The organism is Pseudomonas rhizozeae (assembly GCF_031583775.1).
Lineage (GTDB): Bacteria > Pseudomonadota > Gammaproteobacteria > Pseudomonadales > Pseudomonadaceae > Aquipseudomonas.
Window position 1 is genome coordinate 1 of the sequence record NZ_JAVLSB010000037.1, and the last position, 17,448, is coordinate 17,448.

The window sequence follows — 17,448 nt, forward strand, 5'->3', positions numbered from 1 at the left end:
CCGTCACAGCCGCAACGACGTGCCGGAAAGCTTCGCCCACGACCCGGCCGGCAACCTGCTGATGCAGGACCGCCCAGGCCCGAGCACGGTCAAGGGCAATCGCTTGCTGATGCAGGGCGACCGGCATTACGACTACGACGCCTACGGCAACCTGATCCGCGAGCGTCGCGGCCGCGGGCACAGCCTCGTCACCGAATACCGCTACGACTGCCAGCACCGGCTGACCGGCGTCACCCTGCCGGACGGCAGCCAGGCGTCCTACGCCTACGACGCCTTTGGCCGACGCACCCGCAAGATCGTGGCCGACAGCACCACGGAATTTTTCTGGCAGGGTGAACAACTCGTCGCCGAACACAGCCGCGAGCACCACCGCAGCTACGTCTACGAACCCGGCAGCTTCCGCCCCCTGGCCCTGCTCGACGGCCACGGCCCGCAACAGGCCTGCCCGTTCTACTACCAACTCGACCACCTCGGCACGCCGCAGGAACTCACTGACTACAGCGGCGAAATCGTCTGGGCCGCGCAATACACCGCCCACGGCAAACTCACCCGCCTGACCCGCGACACCCTGCAAGTCATCGACCAACCGCTGCGCTTCCAGGGCCAATACTTCGACGGCGAAACCGGCCTGCACTACAACCGCCACCGCTACTACAGCCCGGACCTGGGGCGCTACCTGACACCCGACCCGATCAAATTGGCGGGCGGGATCAACGCGTATCGCTACGTGCCGAATCCGACGGGGTGGGTGGATCCGTTGGGGTTGAATGGCTGTCCGGGTGGGACGGGGTGCGAGTCGACGGGAGGGGTTGACGATCCGGCAGGGAATGCCAAGGTTGATACAGGAGAGCCGCAACTGCCGAAGATGACGGCGGAGCAGCGGAGGGCGAGGATAGATGAATTGGCGGAGGCGAATGCGAAGGGCCGGGTCATTAAAATGGAAAAACAATATGGAATGCATACTGTTGAGAAGCACAGCCCGGAAATAACTGATCAGGCTCTAAAGCAACGTGCAATTAATGGTGCAAATCCGCATACAGGGGCGCTACCGAAATATGGATCGAAAGCGAATCTCAGTTCTCAATTTAGAAGTTGGAGAATGCATTTGAGTGCGCTAAATAAAGGAATGACCCGAGAGCAATTAGGTTTGAGCTCGCATACCGGGATAGATCATAAGAATAACCCAATTGTCCGAATGGAACTACCTGGTGCAGGCAGAGGATACAAACCAAACAAAAAAAATCAGGGTAGCCCCACGTTGAACGAAAATATGAACTGGTTTGAAGTTAAGTTTGATAAAGAGTATGTAGGTCGGCCGTTTACGGCTTTTCCGTCGGAGAGAAAATAATGTTAAGAAATCCATTTGTTGATGAAGATTTTCAGCCGGATTTAATGTGGTTTATCGGGGTTTTCGATGTGTATGATCGAGAAGAAACACTTGGTGCGAAATTTGGTCGCTATAATCCAAATGATAAGCTTGAGAGGCGCAAACTTATTATAGAATATGGTTTGAATCTCCCTTATCTGTCTTACAGGCATAAGTTTCTATTGGTGGAAGAGCTAGGGAAAAAGTTGAGAGATCAAACTTATGACTTTCAGAGTTTGTTCGAAATCGACGAAGCAGAAACATCGTGCTGGCCAAGAAATGAGTGGTATGAATTAGATGATCCGCGGGCGTTTCTAAGTGATGTTTATACGTTAGCAAATGAGGTTTGGGCTGAAGAACTTCTCAAGGCGAGCCTCGAAGATCGCAGTAAGTGGTGAATGGTATTGAGCAGTAACGGAACATTTTATCTTTCCCACGCGGAGCGTGGGAGCGATCAATCCAATTAAATAAGGATGGCGCATGATTGATGAAGGAACCAGACTCCCATATTTGCCTACGCCTTCATATTTCCTAGGCTGTTTCAATATTTATGATCGCGAAGAAACGCTTGGTGAGGAGTTGGAGCAATTTAATCCAAATGATCCATTGCATAGACAGCAGCTGATACTCAATTACTGCCTAGTGAGGAATCGCACTTATAAACACCGTTTTTTACTTTATAAGTGCTTGCGTGAGGCGCTTCAGGATAAGGAATATGATTTTCAGTCATTGTTTAAGCATGACCCGGAAGAATATTCTTCTTTTCCTGATGGCTGGGATGAAATAGAAAATGCCAGGGGTTTCTTTGAGGAGATTTATCGACTGGCAGCCGTTAAGTGGAAAGAAGATCTCCAAAAAGCACTCCTGGAAGATCCGTCTACTTGGTAATAGTTCTTCTAGGAAAATGAGGGGAATTTCTGGACAAGTCCTTCGGAAATTTCCTTCAACCCGCGGCGGCTTCCATGAACTGTCGCAAACCTCGCTTCATCGATAGCCTTTGGTGGTCGCTGCAAATCAGCGACAGGGTGTAGGAACCCTCAAGACCACCAGAGAGGTATGGCTTCGGCAGTTGTTGCGGCGGCTATGCGCGGGCACATTTCGGTGTGGTCGAGTTTGCTCTGGTCTCGATATTCCTACCCCGTGCATAGCTGCCACCCAAGCCTGTAGGAAGGCTGGCGGTAGCTCCCTTTGGCTACCAGAGTTTTTGACTATGACTAATCTTCATCCCGATCCACCCTATACCCGCCCGACCCCACACCCCAACAATCGCTACATGGCCCTGACCGGCAATTGCAGCGATATGCCGACCCTATTCATTGACACCCACGCGCCACTGGACGTCTTGTCCGACGCTGCCCGCTATCGCCTTCGAGCGGTGACCCAAGTGCTGGAGAACCTGGCGATGCGTGCCGAGGTTGCCAGTGATTCGGTGATGCTGAATGACTTTGCTTTGCTCTGTGCGATTCCGCTGCGCGATGGCTGTGATTTGCTGGATGTGATTGGCCGGCGGTTGCGGGGGATGTCTTCGGAGTAATGGCTGGAGAGCATTTGTGGTGAGGGGGCTTGCCCCCGTTCGGCTGCGCAGCAGTCGTCAATCCGGTTGATGCGGTGTGACTGACGGATCGGGTGCTCAGGCTTTAGGGCTGCTGCGCAGCCCGACGGGGGCATGCCGCCTCAGCATTGGGTTGTGTGCTTCATGTGCAAGCCGCTCGGCTGTGGGGCCCTGACGTTCGGTGCGGTACAGGGTAAACTGCCGGGCCTTCGCAGGAGCAGCCATGAATTATCGTCACGCCTTCCATGCCGGCAATCACGCCGATGTGTTCAAACACCTGACTTTGACCCGCCTCATCGCCCTGATGTCGCGCAAGGAGCAGCCGTTCGCCTACCTCGACACCCACGCCGGCATTGGTCTGTATGACTTGCAGGGCGATCAGGCGAGTCGTACCGGTGAGTACCTGGAAGGCATCGCGCGGTTGTGGGATCAGCCCGATCTGCCAGCGCTGACCGCCGATTACATGCGCGTGCTGCATGAGATGAACCCCGATGGCCAGTTGCGCTACTACCCCGGTTCGCCGGAGTTGGCGCGGCGACTGACGCGGCCGCAGGATCGTGTGTTGCTCAATGAGAAACACCCGGAAGACGGCGTGCTGCTCAAGGACAACATGAAGGGCGATCGGCGGGTCAAGGTTCACCTCGGCGAAGGCTGGCATGTGCCCCGGGCGTTGCTGCCGGTGCCGGAGAAGCGTGGGCTGATGCTGATCGATCCACCGTTCGAGAAGCTCGACGAGATGCAGCGCTGCGCCGCGTCGCTGAAAGAGGCGATTGGCCGGATGCGCCAGACAGTCGCAGCGATCTGGTACCCGGTGAAGGATCAGCGGATGCTGCGGCGTTTCTATCAAGACCTGGCCGGCACCGGCGCGCCGAAGTTGCTGCGGGTGGAGTTGCTGGTGCATCCGCTGGACACGCCCAACAGCCTCAATGGGTCAGGGCTGGCGATTGCCAATCCGCCGTGGGGGCTGGAGGAGGAGTTGCGTGAATTGCTGCCGTGGCTGTCGAAGAAACTGGGGCAGACGCAGGGTGGCTGGCAGATGGACTGGTTGATTGCCGAGAGTTGAGGGTGTCTGGGAAAACTTGACCAGAACAAGCTCGCTCCCACAGGGATGGTGTGGCCTGTGAGAGCTTTTTCAGGGCCTGTCGATCAAATCGGGCAGGTCACGCCCGTGCCACCAATCCCGCAATAACCCTCAGGGTTCTTGGCCAGGTATTGCTGGTGGTAAGCCTCGGCGAAGTACACGGTCGGGGCTTCGCCGATTTCGGTGGTGATGGTGCCTTGGCCAGCCTTGGTCAGTTCGGCCTGGAACACGTCACGGCTGTGCTGGGCGGCGGCCAGTTGGGTCGGGTTGGTGGCGTAGATCACCGAGCGGTACTGGGTGCCGATGTCATTGCCCTGGCGCATGCCCTGGGTCGGGTTGTGCAGTTCCCAGAACATCTTCAACAATTCTTCGTAGCTGACTTTCGCCGGCTCGTAGACCACCAGCACCACTTCGCTGTGGCCGGTCAGGCCGGAGCAGACTTCTTCGTAGGTCGGGTTCGGGGTGAAGCCGCCGGCGTAACCCACCACCGTGCTGACCACACCTTCCCGTTGCCAGAACCGGCGTTCCGCGCCCCAGAAGCAGCCCAAGCCAAAAATCGCGAAATCCACATCGGTCAAAAACGGGCCCAGCAGCGGGGCGTCGTGGACGAAGTGGCGTTCCGGCAGGTTCATCGGGGTTTCACGGCCCGGCAGGGCTTGTTCTTGAGTCGGCAGCACGTTTTTGTTCACCAGGATTTCCGAGCGCAAGACCATCATCAGTCCCCTCAGTCAGTTGAGTTCTAAAGACACAGGGCGCAAGTGTGCCTAATTATGTGCGTGGGAGCGAGCCTGCTTGCGAAGGCGTTACGACCATGAACATCGACGGCGACTGGCACGCTGGATTCGCGAGCAGACTCGCGCCTACAGGTGTATGGCGTCAGACGAGCGGGCCACGCGGGTAGCGTTTGAGCTTGTCGATCAGCTCGGCGCCGGGGATCGGACGATCGAACAGGTAACCCTGGCCGACATCGCAACGATGACGGCGCAGGAACGCCAATTGTTCAGCGGTTTCGATGCCTTCAGCCACCACCTTGAGTTTCAGGTTGTGGGCCATGGCGATCACTGCCGAGGTGATTTCCATGTCGTCCTGGTTGTCCGGGATTTCATGGATGAAGCTGCGATCGATCTTGATGATGTCGATCGGGAATTTTTTCAAGTAACTGAGCGACGAGTAACCGGTGCCGAAGTCGTCCATGGCCAGGGTCAGGCCCAGGCGCTTGAGCTGGTCGAGTTGCAAATGCGTGTCTTCGGTGGCTTCCAGCAGCAGGCCTTCGGTCAACTCCAGCTCCAGCAGATTGGCCGGCAGTTGCTCTTCTTTGAGGATGTTGGCGATCGACGCCACCAGGTCCGGGTCGGAGAACTGCTTGGGCGACAGGTTGATTGCCACTTGCAGGTCGCCCAGGCCGGCGGCCGTCAGTTGCTTGCTCATGCGGCAGGCCTGGCGGGCGATCCACTTGCCGATGGGGATGATCAAACCGGTTTCTTCGGCGACGCTGATGAACTGGTCCGGGCGGATCATGCCCTTTTCCGGATGGTTCCAGCGCAGCAGCGCTTCCATGCCCAACAAGCGACCGCTGCGCAAGCACAGCTTGGGCTGGTAGAACACGTCCAGCTCGTTCTGGGTCAGGGCGCGGCGCAGATTGTTCTCGACGAACAGCTTGTAACTGGCTTCGGCATTCAACGCTTCGGTGAACACCTGCACCTGATGCTTGCCGTTGGCCTTGGCCTTGTGCAGCGCGAGGCCGGCGTTGCGCATCAGGGTTTGCGGATCACGCCCGTGCAGCGGCGCGCAGGCCAGGCCCACGGAACCGGTGACGCTGATCAATTGGTTGTCGACGAACATCGGCTTGTCGAGGGTCATCAGCAACTGGCTGGCGACTTGCTGGCCGGTTTCCAGGTCGGTGTCGTCGAGCAGCACGGCAAATTCGTTACTGGCGAACCGTGCCAGGCTGCCGCCGGGGCTCAGGCTGTTGCGCAGGCGCCGAGCGAGGCTGATCAACAGTTTGTCGCCGGTCTGGTGGCCGAGGCTGTCGTTGATTCGCTTGAAGTTGTCGATGTCCACCAGCAGCAGGCTGATCGGCGTGTCGCTGTCGCGGGCAAAGCGTTCGTCGAGGTTGCGGATGAACGCCGGCCGGTTGCCCAGGTTGGTCAGGTTGTCGGTGTAGGCCAGGCGTTCGATGCGCTGCTGCGCGAGCTTGGTCTGGGTGATGTCTTCGTAGATGCCGATGTAATGGGTCAACTCGCGGTTGTCGCCATACACCTTGGAGATCGACAACTGGCCCCAGTAGGGTTCGAGGTTTTTGCGCCGGCTCTTGAATTCGCCCTGCCAACTGTTGCTCTTGGCCAGCGCCGAGGGTGCGTCGAACAGCAGCTCGCTGAGGTTCTCCAGCGCCGGCAATTCCGAGAGCCGCTGGCCGTGGACCTCGTCGGTGCTGTACTGGGTGATCGCGGTGAAGCTGGGGTTGACGTACTCGACCACGCCATCGCAATTGACCAGCAGAAAGGCGTTGGCACTTTGCTCGACCGCGCGCTGGAACAGGTGCAGGGCGCTGGTGGCGGTGCGGCGGTTGTGGTTGTTGATGACCTGGGCGAACTGGTCGGCCAGTTCACCGGCGAAAGCGATTTCATCGGACTGCCAGGCGCGGGTGGCGCCGGTCTGCTCCAGGCACAGCACGCCGACGACCTGGCCGTCGACTCGGATGCTGGCGTCGAGCATGGCGTTGACGTCGCGCGGGCGCAGGCTCTCGGCCATGTCGCGGGTACGCGGGTCGCGGATCGCGTTATGCGCATCGATGGCGCGGCTGCTGTGCAAGGCTTCGAGGTAGTCCGGAAAGCCACTGGCGTCGATCGGCTCGGGCAATTGGTATTGCTGGGTATCGCGGTGGTAGGCCGAGATCGGCACCAGTTTGCTGCCTTCGAGGTGCCACAAGCTGGCGCAATTGATCTGGTAGATGTCGCAGGCACTGCGGGTGATCAGCTCGGCGGCTTCCTGCAAGGAGTTGTTGCTGCTGTAGCGCTGGCGGGTCAGCAGCAGAATCAGGTCCTGTTGCGCACGCACGCGCTCGAGGTGCAGCAGTTGTTCTTGCTGGGCGCGCTGGTTGAGTTCCAACGCGATCTGCAGGCGCGAGTTCTGGGTTTCCAGGTCTAGCGTTGGCGCGGGCGGCTCGCCGATCAGCCCATCGACCACCATCAGGTAGCCGCGCAGCAGGTGCCGATTGTGTTGTTTGTAGGCTTCGCCGACTTCCAGCAGGTTCAACGGCCCCTGGGCGGTGTGCAGGGTGTAGCGGATTTGATAGTGCGGACTGTCCGCCAATTGCAGTTGCACGGCGTCGTGCAGCTGATAGCGCGCTTCGGGCTCCATCAGGCTGGCATAGGGCGAACCCACCAGTGCGCAGAGCTCCACGGCAGGCAAGCCGAATTGGCGTTCGCAATTGGGATCGAGAAAAAGTAGCGCCCAGCTCGCTTCATTCAGCCGTTCGAAACGCAGCATGCCGAGCCGCGAGGGCACCGGCAATTGCGTCACTACCTCGGCCACCATACGGCTGGCGGCATCGGGTTGGCTTTTCATGGGGAAACTCGCTTCGAAAATGCTGAACGCGCTGGGCTGACGCCCCTCTTAACTGTTGCCTGCGGCAAGGTTGCATCATGCGGCACGGGCTGACAAGAGAGATGAAGGCCATGTGCTATAAGAATATGTCGGCCGAATGTAAGAAAACTGCAATCGGCGGGCGAAACTAAATACCCGGCCGACCTGCGCCGACCGGATATGGCGCAGCAATCCTCAGCGCAGCGGGATGCGCACCGCGTGCAGCACCTCCCCGTCGCGGGCATGAAAGGTCACTTGAATGTCCTCGGCATCCACCAGCAGGTGCGCGAAATTGTCGCGGCTGAGCACCGGGCTGGTCAGCTCGTGGCGGTACTCGCCGGCCGCTGTTCGCGCCAGCGGTTGATCGAGGACAAAGGTCGAGGCCTTGGCGTAGGGCAGCAGTTTGCTGTTGCACAAGGGCGACGACACGATGGTGTGCACCTCGAAGTCCGGGTCGGCGCTGTGGCGGAGCCGGCTGGTGAGCGAGCCGTGGACGTCGCCGGAGACAATGATCACGTTCTTGATCCCGTGCTGGCGGATGGTCTCCAACAGGCGCAGACGTTGCTCGGGGAAACCTTGCCAGGCGTCGTCACCGTTGCTTTTACGGTCCGGGTAAAACATCACGCTGGTGACCAGCAGCTTGACCCGCGCGGGGTGGTTGATCAGCCAATCCAGCAACGCCTGTTCCTGCTGCTCATTGAGGATGCGCCGGTCATCTGCGGCAAGGTTGCGGCGTGTGCGGCTGTCGGTGACGAACCAGCCGATATCACCTTCGCTGAAGCTGTACCAGAGCTGCTTCAGCGCACCGCTGGCGGTCAACGCACGGTTCGGGCCATGGCTGGCCTGGTAGATCTCATAAGCGCGGATGGCGTTGCTGTAGAGCTGTTGATCGGAGGGGCTGGCGTTGGCCGGCCAGTTGTCCTCGATCTCATGGTCATCAAGGATCATGTAAGTGGGCACTGCGGCCATCAACCGCGCGATTTGCGGCTGGGAAAACGCCGCGCGGTATTTGGCAAGAATGTCCTCGTACTCGCGGTCCGGGGCGATCACATTCAAGTCATCGACATACACTTGATCACCGGTCATCAGCAGGGCGCTGATCGGCGGCTCGGCCTGTTCCGCCAGCTCACGAATGGCGCCGAAGATGCGGTCGCCCCATTGCGGCATCAGAGGAATGCCCGCCGTCATGCGCAGGTAGCGACACGAGCCGACGATGTAGGCCCGCGGGCGCGCGAGGTCCTTGGACGGGGTGCGCAAGGCGTACACCTCTCGCGGCCATTGCAGCGGCAGTTCGGCCACCGAGTCCACGGTATGCACCGGGTTCATGGTGCTGAACCAGCCGGCCTGGTAATCGTAGGCGGTGTCCTCTGCCAGGTCATCCAGGGTCAGCACATCGCACATGTCTCGCGCTGCGCTGAGTTTGCTGAGCGGGCCGGGCGTCCAGTGCGGGTCACCGCGACGGCGATAACGCAGGGCGGCGAACACCGGGTCTTCGTTCTGCGGGGCGCCACGCAGGAAAATCCGCGCGCGATGCGGGGTGGTGTGGCCGAGGATCGGGCCAACGGTTGGCTTGAACATAATTCGAATCCATTCGAAGTGTGGCAGATGAAAAATCAGATAGGTGAGGGCAAACCCTGGGTTTGCGGCGCCCATCCTAAAGTCGCGGGGGCGAGAAAGATTGATGCGGGAGTCGACACGGTGTGTAGGGGAAGGAGGCCAGACGTGTAGGCGTTAGCACGCGCTCTGGTAGGAAAACGGCTGACGCCAGGATCGGCCAGCAGTCAATGCCAGGCAAAAAAAGCCCCGCCAAATGAGCGGGGTTGAGGTACGAGCGTGGCGCTCGGAAAACGTATTGCCACAACAGCGGCCCTCCGGTGAAGGAGGGCCGTCGAGCGTTACAGCAGGATGGTGCGGATGTCGGCCAGCAGGTCGCTCAGACGCTTGGTGAAGCGAGCGGCCGCGGCGCCGTTGATCACACGGTGATCATAGGACAGCGACAGAGGCAGCATCAGTTTCGGCTGGAAGGCTTTGCCGTCCCAGACTGGCTGCATGGTTGCCTTGGAAACACCGAGGATCGCCACTTCCGGCGCGTTGACGATCGGCGTGAAGCCGGTGCCGCCAATGTGCCCAAGGCTGGAGATGGTGAAGCAGGCGCCTTGCATGTCGTCAGCCGTGAGCTTTTTGTCGCGGGCCTTGGCAGCCAGTGCGGCAGCTTCGGCAGCCAGTTGCAGCAGGCTCTTCTGATCGACGTTCTTGATGACTGGTACCAGCAGGCCTTCAGGGGTGTCGACGGCGAAGCCGATGTTCACGTATTTCTTGCGGATGATCGCCTTGCCGCTTGGTGCCAGCGAACTGTTGAAGTCCGGCAGTTCCTTGAGCAGGTGCGCGCAGGATTTGAGCAGCAGCGGCAGGATGGTCAGCTTGACGCCGGCCTTTTCTGCAACAGCTTTCTGCGCGACACGGAAGGCTTCCAGGTCGGTGATGTCCGCCGAGTCGAATTGCGTGACGTGCGGAATGTTCAACCAGCTGCGGTGCAGGCTCGACGCGCCGATTTGCATCAGGCGGGTCATCGGCACTTCTTCGGTTTCGCCGAAGCGGCTGAAGTCGACCACCGGGATCGGCGGAATGCCCGCGCCACCGGTAGCGCCGCCTGCAGCGGCCGGTGCTTCCTTGGCCTTTTGCATCATGGCTTTGACGTAAACCTGCACGTCATCCTTGAGGATGCGACCGTGCGGACCGCTGGCGCTGACTGCGCTCAGCTCGACGCCGAATTCACGGGCCAGTTGGCGAACTGCCGGGCCGGCGTGAACCTTGGCGCCCGGTGTGGCCGGTGCCGCGGCAGGCGCGGCCGGTGCAGCGGCTGCAGGTGCCGCGGCCGCTGGAGCAGGTGCCGCAGCGGCCGGTGCTGGAGCCGCGGCCGGAGCAGCGCCTTTGACTTTCAGCTTGAGGATCAGGTCGCCGGTACCGACTTCGTCATCGAGCTTGATGGAAACGCTTTCCACCACGCCCGCGGCTGGCGATGGGATTTCCATGCTGGCCTTGTCGGATTCCAGGGTGATCAGCGACTGGTCGGCTTCAACCGTGTCGCCGGCCTTGACCAGCACTTCGATAATTTTGGCTTTGCCGGCCGAGCCGATGTCCGGGACGTGGATGTCCTGAACGCTGTCCGCCACCGGGGCAGCCGGAGCAGCGGCCGGGGCAGGCGCAGCAGCGGCCGCCGGAGCAGCAGCCTCGGCGGGCGCGGCAGCAGCAGGTGCCGCAGCACCGGCCACTTCCAGATCCAGAATCAGGTCGCCAGTGCCGACTTCATCGTTGAGCTTGACGCTGATGGCCTTGACCACGCCGGCGGCTGGCGATGGAATTTCCATGCTGGCCTTGTCGGATTCCAGGGTGATCAGCGACTGATCAGCCTCGACGGTGTCGCCGACCTTGACCTGGATCTCGATGATCTGGGCCTTGCCTGCGGAACCGATGTCCGGCACGTGCACTTTCTGCACCGACGCAGCCGCTGCCGGGGCAGCAGGTGCCGCCGCAGCCGGGGCGGCGGCAGGCTTCTCTTCGGCCTTAGCCGCTGGAGCAGCGGCGGCCGCAGGGGCCGGCGCAGCGTCTGCTTCGACTTCCAGTTCCAGCAGCTCGTCGCCTTCTTTCAGGCGATCGCCGATTTTCACTTTCAGGCTTTTGACTACCCCGGCCTTCGGCGCCGGGATTTCCATGCTGGCCTTGTCAGACTCAAGGGTCAGGATGCTCTGGTCGGCTTCGACACGGTCGCCGATCTTCACAAACAGTTCAATTACTTCACCTTCACCGCTGCCGATGTCAGGTACGCGAATGAGTTCGCTCACAGAATCTCTCCTCAGCAGTCCAGTGGGTTGCGTTTTTCCGGGTTGATACCGAACTTGGCGATGGCTTCAGCCACAACCTTAGGTTCGATGTCACCACGGTCAGCCAATGCTTCCAGGGCTGCCAACACCACGAATTGACGGTCGACTTCGAAGAAATGACGCAGTTTCTTGCGGCTGTCGCTGCGGCCGAAACCATCGGTGCCCAGGACTTTGAATTCCTTGGACGGGACCCACTGACGGATTTGTTCGGCGAACAGTTTCATGTAGTCGGTGGAGGCGATGACCGGACCTTTACGGCCAGTCAGGCACTCTTCGACGTAGCTTAGCTGAGGCTTCTGGCCTGGGTGCAGACGGTTGCTGCGCTCAACGGCCAGGCCATTGCGACGCAGTTCGTTGAAGCTGGTCACGCTCCACACGTCGGCACCGATGTTGAACTCTTCACGCAGGATCTTCGCCGCTTCGCGCACTTCGTTGAGGATCGTGCCCGAACCCATCAGTTGTACGTGATGAGCCGCTTCGCGCTTGTCTTCTTCGAGCAGGTACATGCCCTTGATGATGCCTTGCTCTACACCGGCCGGCATCGCTGGCTGGAGGTAGTTCTCGTTCATCACGGTGATGTAGTAGTAGACGTTTTCCTGCAGCTCCATCATCCGGTGCGTGCCTTCGTGCATGATCACCGCCAGCTCGTAGCCGTAGGCGGGGTCATAGCTGCGCACGTTCGGGATGGTGCTGGCCAGGATGTGGCTGTGGCCGTCTTCGTGCTGCAGGCCTTCGCCGTTCAGCGTGGTGCGCCCGGAGGTGCCGCCCAGTAGGAAGCCGCGAGTCTGTGCATCGCCAGCGGCCCAGGCCAGGTCGCCGATACGCTGGAAGCCGAACATCGAATAGAAGATGTAGACCGGCAGCATTGGCGTGTTGTAGTTGCTGTAGGCAGTACCCGCCGCGATGAACGAGGAGAACGCGCCCGCCTCGTTGAGGCCTTCCTGCAGGATCTGGCCGTCTTTCTCTTCGCGGTAGTACATCACCTGGTCACGGTCGACTGGCTCGTAGAGCTGGCCGACTGGCGAGTAAATACCCAACTGGCGGAACATGCCTTCCATACCGAAGGTACGGGCTTCGTCGGCGAGGATCGGAACGATGCGCTTGCCCAGTTCCTTGTCCTTGACCATCGAGGCGAGGATACGACCGAACGCCATGGTGGTGGAGATTTCGCGATCGCCCGAACCGTCCAGGACCGACTTGAGGGTCTCCAGCGGCGGGGTCGGGATGCTGATGTTGCCACGGTTGCGCTGTGGCAGGGAGCCGCCCAGCTTCTCGCGGCATTTGCGCAGGTACTTCATTTCCGCGCTGTCTTCGGCCGGACGGTAGAACGGCAGCGATTCGAGCTCGGAATCGTTCAACGGGATGTCGAAGCGATCACGGAATTTCTTCAGCGACTCGATATCGACTTTCTTGGTGTTGTGCGCGGTGTTCTTCGCTTCGCCCGCACCGGTGCCGTAGCCCTTGATGGTCTTGGCGAGGATGACGGTCGGCTGGCCTTTGTGGTTGACCGCCTGGTGGTACGCCGCATAGACCTTGTACGGGTCGTGGCCGCCACGGTTGAGTTTCCAGATCTCGTCGTCGGACAGGTTCTCAACGCGCTTGAGCAGCTCTGGATCGTCGCCGAAGAAGTGCTTGCGCACGTAGGCGCCGTCTTTGGCCTTGTAGTTCTGGTATTCGCCGTCGATGGCTTTGTCCATGCGACGCTGCATCAGGCCGTCTTCGTCCTGGGCGAACAGTGGGTCCCACATGCGGCCCCAGACCACTTTGGTGACGTTCCACTGCGCACCACGGAACACGCCTTCGAGTTCCTGGATGATCTTGGCGTTGCCGCGAACCGGGCCGTCGAGGCGCTGCAGGTTGCAGTTGATGACGAAGATCAGGTTGTCGAGGTTTTCACGGCCGGCCAGGGAGATGGCGCCGAGGGTTTCCGGCTCGTCGCACTCGCCGTCGCCGATGAAGCACCAGACCTTCTGTTTGCCGGCCGGGATGAAGCCGCGGTTTTCCAGGTACTTCATGAAGCGCGCCTGGTAGATCGCGGTGATCGGGCCCAGACCCATGGACACGGTCGGGAACTGCCAGAAGTCCGGCATCAGGTGCGGGTGCGGGTACGACGACAGGCCGCCACCGTCCACTTCCTGACGGAACTTGAGCATCTGCTCTTCGCTCAAGCGGCCTTCGAGGAAGGCGCGAGCGTAGATGCCTGGCGAGGCGTGGCCCTGGTAGTAGATCAGGTCGCCGCCGTGTTCTTCGGTCGGGGCCTGGAAGAAGTAGTTGAAGCCGATGTCATAGAGCGTCGCGCTGGAGGCGAAGGTGGAAATGTGGCCGCCCAGATCGGGATCTTGCATGTTCGCGCGCATGACCATCGCCAGGGCGTTCCAGCGAACGATCGAACGGATGCGGCGTTCCATGAACAGGTCGCCGGGCATGCGTGCTTCGCGGGTAACGGGGATGGTGTTGCGGTAAGGCGTGGTGATCGAGTAGGGCAGTTGCGTACCGCTGCGGGTCGCGAGTTCGCCCATACGGGTCATCAGATAGTGAGCACGGTCTTCGCCTTCTTTGTCGAGAACCGATTCCAGGGCGTCCAGCCATTCCTGGGTTTCGACGGGATCGAGGTCTTGCATGGCTTGCTCCAGGGCGGAAAGGCTACCAGAATCGGTTGCCTGAGTTAGCGACTGGCCTTGTGGGCAGACGTTATAAATTCTTGGATTGCCGGTGGTTGATTCGGCGGCGTGTAGTTTTACTACAAATCTTCCGCCATTTCAGCCCTACGAATGTATATACGAGTAGTAAAACTACAGCGGATCGGCTTATGGCCGGCCGCCGCGTTGTGAGAATAATCGTTAAGGTTGGTCTTTTGCCAACAAAGAAAGGTAAAAGCTTGATGCTGGCTGCCAATAAATACAAAAATTCAGCTATTTCTAACTTTTGTTCGACAGTCCTCCACGTAGCGTGTTTGCAAAAATCACTACATACAGTCATTTACACGCCGATCAAGGATAGACCATGAGCCTGCCCACGCTTGCCGAATTGCCGGCGATTCTCTTGCCTTTGGTCAGCCGTGCGGAGCAGTCGTTCCGCGCCGCCGTGGCTGCCCTTGATGACGACCACGGCCTGTCCGCCTGGCCCCCTGAACGCTGGGCCGAGTTCGCCCGGGTCAGCGCCGCCAGCGATTTCGTGATTGAACAGAGTGTTCGTGACCCTTTGATGTTGCTCGAGCTGGCACAGTCCGGCGAGCTCGACCGCAGCTTCGCCCCCGGTGAACTGTGCGGGCAGATCGCCGCGGCGGTGCAGGCCGCCGAGACCGAGGATGAACTGGGCCGCGCTCTGCGCCGCCAACGCACCCGCCAGCAAGTGCGGATCATCTGGCGCGACCTCAACCGCCGCGCCGACCTGGTGCAAACCTGCCGCGATCTGTCGGACATGGCCGACGCCAGCATCGACCAGGCCTATCAATGGCTGTACGCCCGGCATTGCCAGCAGTTCGGCGTGCCCACCGGGCGCCGCAGCGGCGAGCCGCAGCAAATGGTCATCCTCGGCATGGGCAAGCTCGGCGCGGTGGAGTTGAACCTGTCTTCGGACATCGATCTGATCTTCGCTTATCCCGAGGGCGGCGAAACCGTTGGGGTGAAGCGCTCGCTGGATAACCAGGAATTTTTCATCCGCCTCGGCCAGCGGGTGATCAAAGCGCTGGACCCGATGACCGTCGACGGCTTCGTGTTCCGCGTCGACATGCGCCTGCGGCCTTACGGTTCATCCGGGGCGCTGGTGCTGAGCTTCAACGCGCTGGAGCAGTATTACCAGGACCAGGGGCGCGACTGGGAACGCTACGCCATGATCAAGGCGCGGGTGGTGGCCGGTGATCAAGCGGCCGGCGCGCAGTTGCTCGATTTGCTGCGGCCGTTCGTGTACCGGCGTTACCTGGACTTCTCGGCGATCGAAGCGCTGCGCACCATGAAGCAGTTGATCCAGCAGGAAGTGCGGCGCAAGGGCATGGCCGACAACATCAAACTGGGCTCCGGTGGTATTCGCGAAGTCGAGTTCATCGCCCAGGCGTTCCAGTTGATCCATGGCGGCCGCGACCTGAGCTTGCAACAGCGTCCGTTGTTGAAAGTGCTGAGCACCTTGGAAGGCCAGGGTTATTTGCCGGCGAAGGTGATTACCGAGCTGCGCGAAGGCTATGAATTTTTGCGTTACACCGAGCACGCGATCCAGGCGATCGCCGACCGGCAGACGCAAATGCTGCCGGATGGCGCCCAGGACCAGGCGCGCATTGCCTTTATGCTCGGCTTCGCCGATTGGGACGCCTTCCACGAACGCCTGATGTACTGGCGCGGCCGCGTGGCCTGGCATTTCGGCCAAGTGATTGCCGACCCGGATGAAGACGAAGGCGAAACCAGCGAAGTGGTGGTCGGCGGTGAATGGCTGCCGCTGTGGGAAGAGGCACAGGACGAGGAGGCCGCCTGCCGGCAACTCCAGGAAGGCGGTTTCAGCGATGCGCCCAAGGCCTTGAAAGCCTTGGCCAGCCTGCGCGGCAGTCCGCAGTTGCGGGCCATGCAGCGCCTGGGTCGCGAGCGGCTCGACGCGTTTATCCCGCGCCTGCTGGCGCAAGCGGTGGAGCACGCCAATCCTGATTTGGTCCTCGAACGGGTGTTGCCGCTGGTAGAAGCCGTGGCACGGCGTTCCGCGTACCTGGTGTTGTTGACCGAAAACCCGAGTGCCTTGCGCCGTCTGTTGACCCTGTGCGCGGCCAGTCCGTGGATCGCCGAGCAGATCACTCGCTTCCCGCTGTTGCTTGATGAGTTGCTCAATGAAGGGCGCTTGTTCAAGCCACCCCTGGCGCCGGAACTGGCCGCCGAATTACGCGAGCGCCTGACGCGGATTCCCGAGGATGACCTCGAGCAGCAAATGGAAGCCCTGCGCCATTTCAAACTGGCGCACCGCCTGCGGGTCGCCGCCTCGGAAATCTCCGGCAGCCTGCCGCTGATGAAAGTCAGCGATTACCTGACCTGGCTGGCCGAGGCGATTCTGGAGCAAGTGCTGGCCCTGGCCTGGCGCCAGACCGTCGCCAAGTACGGTTCGCCACTGCGTAACGACGGCACCCTGTGCGATCCCGGCTTCATTATTGTCGGTTACGGGAAAGTCGGCGGCCTGGAGTTGGGGCATGGTTCGGACCTGGACCTGGTGTTCATCCACGATGGCGATCCACAGGCGGAAACCGACGGGCCGAAATCCATCGATGGTGCGCAGTTCTTCACTCGGCTGGGGCAGCGAATCATTCACTTGCTGACCGCGCAAACCAACTCCGGCCAGTTGTATGAAGTCGACATGCGTCTGCGACCGTCCGGCGCCTCAGGTTTGCTGGTCAGTTCCCTGGGGGCGTTTGCCCGTTATCAGGAGAACGAAGCCTGGACCTGGGAGCACCAGGCATTGGTGCGCGCACGGGTGTTAGTGGGCAGCCAGGATGTCGGTCAGGCGTTCGAGAAAGTGCGCGCGGCGATCCTCGGCAAAGCCAGGGATCTGCCGACCTTGCGCCAGGAGGTCGGCGAGATGCGCGCCAAGATGCGCGATAACCTCGGCAGCAAGAGCACTGCCGCCGGTACCGCAGCGAATGCCTTTGAATCCACGGCGCCGTTCGATCTCAAGCAGGACGCCGGAGGTATCGTCGATATTGAATTTATGGTGCAATACGCGGCCTTGGCGTGGTCACAGGCGCACCCTTCGTTGCTGCGCTATACCGACAATATCCGCATTCTGGAAGGGTTGGAGGAGGCCGGGCTGATGCCGACCGAGGATGCCAGCCTGCTGCGAGAGGCCTATAAAGCCTACCGCTCCGCCGCTCACCGCCAGGCCCTGCAGAAGGCCCCCGGAGTGATCGCCGGTGACCAGTTTGTTGACGAACGGCGGCAGGTGATGCGGATTTGGCGTGAGTTGGGGTTGGGCTGAAGTACGACCCGGATGTGGCGGGCTTTTGTGGCGAGGGAGC

The 17,448-nt window shown here is 60.5% G+C and carries 11 protein-coding genes; 6 read left to right on the forward strand and 5 right to left on the reverse strand.

Annotated features, from left to right (window positions below):
- The 5 genes from RG836_RS11620 to RG836_RS11640 all read left to right on the forward strand — a co-directional run.
- Positions 1 to 1,348 (forward strand): RHS repeat domain-containing protein (locus RG836_RS11620; RefSeq protein WP_310845565.1); only part of this gene is annotated, 1,348 nt, incomplete at its 5' end.
- Complete coding sequence (locus tag RG836_RS11625) at positions 1,348 to 1,764, forward strand: hypothetical protein (RefSeq protein ID WP_310845566.1); 417 nt, start codon at positions 1,348 to 1,350, stop codon at positions 1,762 to 1,764. The genes RG836_RS11620 and RG836_RS11625, both read left to right, overlap by 1 nt.
- An 82-nt stretch (positions 1,765 to 1,846) precedes the next feature.
- A complete protein-coding gene (locus tag RG836_RS11630) occupies positions 1,847 to 2,254 on the forward strand; it encodes a hypothetical protein (RefSeq protein WP_310845567.1) in 408 nt (135 codons plus the stop codon).
- A gap of 322 nt (positions 2,255 to 2,576) precedes the next feature.
- Complete coding sequence (locus RG836_RS11635) at positions 2,577 to 2,900, forward strand: hypothetical protein (RefSeq protein WP_310845568.1); 324 nt, start codon at positions 2,577 to 2,579, stop codon at positions 2,898 to 2,900.
- Between the two features lie 241 nt (positions 2,901 to 3,141).
- Positions 3,142 to 3,981: a 23S rRNA (adenine(2030)-N(6))-methyltransferase RlmJ gene (locus tag RG836_RS11640; RefSeq protein ID WP_310845569.1), complete on the forward strand. Its 840-nt coding sequence runs from the start codon at positions 3,142 to 3,144 to the stop codon at positions 3,979 to 3,981.
- A gap of 83 nt (positions 3,982 to 4,064) precedes the next feature.
- On the opposite strand, the gene msrA is transcribed toward RG836_RS11640, so the two are convergent.
- From msrA to aceE, 5 genes are all read right to left on the reverse strand, one after another.
- On the reverse strand, positions 4,065 to 4,712 hold the full coding sequence (msrA, locus tag RG836_RS11645) for a peptide-methionine (S)-S-oxide reductase MsrA (RefSeq protein WP_310845807.1): 648 nt from the start codon (positions 4,710 to 4,712) through the stop codon (positions 4,065 to 4,067).
- Between the two features lie 163 nt (positions 4,713 to 4,875).
- Positions 4,876 to 7,566, reverse strand: a complete 2,691-nt coding sequence (locus RG836_RS11650; RefSeq protein WP_310845570.1) for a putative bifunctional diguanylate cyclase/phosphodiesterase — start codon at positions 7,564 to 7,566, stop codon at positions 4,876 to 4,878.
- Between the two features lie 213 nt (positions 7,567 to 7,779).
- Positions 7,780 to 9,162: an alkaline phosphatase D family protein gene (locus tag RG836_RS11655; protein ID WP_310845571.1), complete on the reverse strand. Its 1,383-nt coding sequence runs from the start codon at positions 9,160 to 9,162 to the stop codon at positions 7,780 to 7,782.
- Positions 9,163 to 9,479: 317 nt separating this feature from the next.
- On the reverse strand, positions 9,480 to 11,426 hold the full coding sequence (aceF, locus tag RG836_RS11660) for a dihydrolipoyllysine-residue acetyltransferase (protein WP_310845572.1): 1,947 nt from the start codon (positions 11,424 to 11,426) through the stop codon (positions 9,480 to 9,482).
- An 11-nt stretch (positions 11,427 to 11,437) separates the two neighbouring features.
- A complete protein-coding gene (gene aceE / locus RG836_RS11665) occupies positions 11,438 to 14,086 on the reverse strand; it encodes a pyruvate dehydrogenase (acetyl-transferring), homodimeric type (RefSeq protein WP_310845573.1) in 2,649 nt (882 codons plus the stop codon).
- 382 nt (positions 14,087 to 14,468) lie between these two features.
- Between aceE and glnE the strand changes: the two genes are divergently transcribed.
- On the forward strand, positions 14,469 to 17,408 hold the full coding sequence (gene glnE / locus RG836_RS11670; RefSeq protein WP_310845574.1) for a bifunctional [glutamate--ammonia ligase]-adenylyl-L-tyrosine phosphorylase/[glutamate--ammonia-ligase] adenylyltransferase: 2,940 nt from the start codon (positions 14,469 to 14,471) through the stop codon (positions 17,406 to 17,408).
- Positions 17,409 to 17,448: the final 40 nt, after the last annotated feature.